Origin of the sequence: Mesorhizobium sp. M7A.F.Ca.CA.002.09.1.1 (assembly GCF_003998555.1) — a bacterium.
GTDB classification, from domain to species: domain Bacteria; phylum Pseudomonadota; class Alphaproteobacteria; order Rhizobiales; family Rhizobiaceae; genus Mesorhizobium; species Mesorhizobium ciceri.
Genome location: NZ_RZRR01000640.1, coordinates 1 through 3,361, shown reverse-complemented (window position 1 = coordinate 3,361; position 3,361 = coordinate 1). Strand labels below are relative to the sequence as shown.

General features: G+C 61.3%; 3 protein-coding genes and 1 pseudogene. All 4 read right to left on the bottom strand.

What is annotated here, in order from left to right:
• Positions 1 to 202 (bottom strand): annotated as a pseudogene (locus EN994_RS23655) (hypothetical protein); the annotation flags it as partial.
• Between the two features lie 80 nt (positions 203 to 282).
• Positions 283 to 585: a HigA family addiction module antitoxin gene (locus EN994_RS23650; protein ID WP_027161478.1), complete on the bottom strand. Its 303-nt coding sequence runs from the start codon at positions 583 to 585 to the stop codon at positions 283 to 285.
• A 31-nt stretch (positions 586 to 616) separates the two neighbouring features.
• Positions 617 to 2,440 (bottom strand): glutamine--fructose-6-phosphate transaminase (isomerizing), encoded by a 1,824-nt coding sequence (gene glmS / locus EN994_RS23645; RefSeq protein ID WP_063167904.1) that lies wholly within the window; start codon positions 2,438 to 2,440, stop codon positions 617 to 619.
• A 172-nt stretch (positions 2,441 to 2,612) separates the two neighbouring features.
• On the bottom strand, positions 2,613 to 3,361 hold a 749-nt coding region (locus EN994_RS23640), incomplete at its 5' end, for a DapH/DapD/GlmU-related protein (protein WP_281060198.1).

Below are 3,361 nucleotides of genomic sequence, written 5' to 3'. Positions count from 1 at the left end.
GTCCGAACCCCGGCACCGGAAACGACAGGTAGGTGTCAGGGCTGTAGCGGGCCGGAATATAAGGCTTCACCCAGGAATCGACCCAGCCGATGAACGACCAGGCAATGTAGGCGGTGATCGCCAAGGGCGCGCAGACGATGAAGCCCGTGAGGAAATAGTTCCTCAGCCGGGTCATGCCGGAGGTCTTGGGAGCGTCGGACATGGTTCACCGGAGCGCGGGTTGCAGCGCAACATTAGTGAACCGGACGAAGCTTTGGAACTGCGAAGTTTTTAAAGAGCCGATTATGCCGCTACTTCCAACGGCTCAATCTTCTCGAGCTCCGGCGCCAGCTTTCTGGCTTCGGTTTCAAGCTCATAGGCCTGTTGAAAATTCATCCAGAATTCGGGCGTGGTGTTGAAAAATCTGGCGAGGCGAAGAGCGGTATCGGGAGTCAGGCCGATCTCTTCCTTGGCAATGCGTTCGATACGGGTGCGCGGAAGGTTGAGCTTTTTCGCCAGCGCGCCTGCACTCATGCCGAGCGGGACGAGATATTCTTCACGCAGGAATTCTCCAGGATGAACTGGACGTGCGAACTTCGATGCCATTCGGCCCAACCTCCGGTCTGGAAGGCAAAACCTATTCCACCGTCACCGATTTCGCCAGATTGCGTGGCTGGTCGACGTCGGTGCCCATGAACACGGCGGTGAAATAGGCCAGCATCTGGATCGGCAGCGCATAGATGATCGGCGAGATGATTTCGGGCACATCCGGCAGCACGATTGTTTCCATCGTCTTCACGCTCACCTGCGCCGCGCCCTTGCTGTCGGTGATCAGGATGATCTTGCCGCCGCGCGCCGCCACTTCCTGCATGTTGGAAACGGTTTTCTCGAAGATCCGGTCATGCGGCGCGATGACGATGACAGGCATGTTCTCGTCGATCAGCGCGATCGGCCCATGCTTCAGTTCGCCGGCTGCATAGCCTTCGGCGTGGATGTAGGAGATTTCCTTGAGTTTCAACGCGCCTTCCATGGCCAGCGGGAAATTGGTGTCGCGGCCGAGATAGAGCACGTCCTTGTAGCGCGAGAGTTCGCGCGCGATCCGCTCGATCTGCTCTTCAAGCTTGAGCACCTGGTTGGCGTAGCGCGGCGCTTCCGAAAGCGCGCGCACCAGGGTTTTCTCCTGTTCCTTCGAAATCATACCGCGCGCCACGCCGGCGCGCACCGCAAGCGCGGCCAGCACGGAAAGCTGGCAGGTGAAGGCCTTGGTCGAGGCGACGCCGATCTCGGGTCCGGCAAGCGTCGGCAGCACGACGTCGGATTCGCGCGCCATGGTCGATTCGCGCACATTGACGATCGCGCCGATCTTCATGCCGGCTTTGCGGCAATAACGCAGCGAGGCCAGCGTGTCGGCGGTCTCGCCCGATTGCGAGATGAAAAACGCCGCATCGTTCTTCGACAGCGGCATTTCGCGGTAACGGAATTCGGAGGCGACATCGATGTCGACGGGCAGGCGCGCGTAGCGCTCGAACCAGTACTTGCCGATCAGGCCGGCCAGATACGCCGTGCCGCAGGCCGAGATCGCCAGCCGACCAATTTTGGCGAAGTCGAACGGCAGGTCGAGCGGCTTCGACACTCCGGAGACGAAATCCACGTAATGCGCCAAGGTGTGCGAGATCACCTCGGGCTGCTCATGGATTTCCTTTTCCATGAAATGGCGTCGGTTGCCCTTGTCGACCATGAAGCTGGTCGACAGCGACTGCTGGCGTTTGCGGTCGACCTTTGTGCCGTCAATGTCGAAGATGGTGACACCGCCACGGCGCACCACCGCCCAGTCGCCATCTTCCAGATAGGTGATCGAATTGGTGAACGGGGCGAGCGCGATGGCGTCGGAGCCCAGGAACATCTCGCCATCGCCATGGCCGACGGCCAAAGGCGGACCGTTGCGGGCGCCGACGATCAAATCCTCGTCGCCTTTGAACATGATCGCCAGCGCAAAGGCGCCTTCCAGCCGCTTCAGCGCCTGGTGCGCGGCTTCGACCGGCTTCAGCCCCTTGGCGAGTTCGCGGGCCACCAGATGCGCCACGACCTCGGTGTCGGTCTGCGACGAAAAAGAATAGCCGTCGCGGACCAGTTCGTCGCGCAGTTCGGCGAAATTCTCGATGATGCCGTTGTGGACGATGGCGACGCCGTCGGAAAAATGCGGATGCGCATTGCTCTCGTTGGGCACGCCATGCGTCGCCCAGCGCGTGTGGCCGATGCCGATCGTGCCATCGAGCGGCTCGTCCTTGAGCCGGCGCTCCAGGTTGATCAACTTGCCTTCGGCGCGGCGGCGGGCGAGTTCGCCACGCTCGATGGTCGCGACGCCGGCCGAATCATAGCCACGGTACTCCAACCGCTTCAGCGCATCGACGATGAGCGGCGCAACCTGCGAGTGGCCGACGATTCCAACGATACCGCACATGCAGAAAGCCCCCGATTCCCCGGAAAACCAGCGCTATTTAGGGATGGCCAGCCTGCCGTGGAAAGTCACATTGCATTTCGTCCCGTATAACGGAACGCTCATTCTGTCGATGCACCATGACAGGCCGCTCTTGCAATCCGGTTACTGCAATCGTTCGGTTTGCGGGCTGGTCTTACTTTTTCTTCGCCGCCGCCGCCGAAGCAAAGCGCTCGCGCAACTCCTTGCCCTTGCCTGGAATGGTCTTCTGGCGGGCGCGGCCGAAGGCCAGCGCGTCGTCGGGCACGCTTTCGGTGATCACGCTGCCTGAGGCGATGTAGCCGCCCTTGCCGATGGTGACAGGCGCCACCAGCGACGAATTGGAGCCGACAAAAGCGCCCTCGCCGATGTCGGTGAAGAATTTCGAATAGCCGTCATAATTGCAGGTAATGGTGCCGGCGCCGATATTGGCCCCAGCACCGACACGGGCGTCGCCGATATAGGTCAAATGGTTGACCTTGGCGCCCTCTTCGATAACCGCCTGCTTGACCTCGCAGAAATTGCCGACCTTGGCCTTGTTCCTGAGATCGGCGCCCGGCCGCAGCCGCGCGTACGGCCCGACATCGCAATTGGACGCAATGGTGGCGCCCTCGATATGGCTAAAGGCATGGACCTTGGCGCCCGTGGCAATCTTCACGCCCGGACCGAACCAGACATGGGGCTCGACGATCGTGTCAGTGCCGATCTCGGTGTCGTGCGAGAAATACACCGTCTCCGGCGCGATCAGCGTCACGCCCGACAGCATCGCCTCATGCCGCCGGCGCGCCTGCCAGATGGCTTCGGCTTGCGCCAGTTCGGCGCGGTTGTTGATGCCGAGCGCGCTTTCGAAACTGGCTTCGGTGGCCACGACATCGAGGCCTCGCGCACTGGCGATCTCGACAATGT